A 217-nucleotide genomic window follows, 5' to 3' on the forward strand; every position below is an offset into this window, starting at 1 on the left:
CGTGTCCGAGTCGAGGGCGAGGGCGAGGGCGCGGCCATCGAACGTGTTTGAGTCGTCGAAGGGTCTGCACGGCAGTGGCGAGTTCGCCTCGCGTGTATCAGGTGTCGAACGCCCCGCCATGAGTGACCACCGCGGAGCGAGGCTTATGAGCGAGGAGTTCGCGGCCGTCTCGTGTCCGAGTCGAGGGCGAGGGCGAGGGCGCGGCCATCGAACGTGT

This window comes from Nocardia sp. NPDC052112 (assembly GCF_040680135.1).
Taxonomy (GTDB): Bacteria; Actinomycetota; Actinomycetes; order Mycobacteriales; family Mycobacteriaceae; genus Nocardia.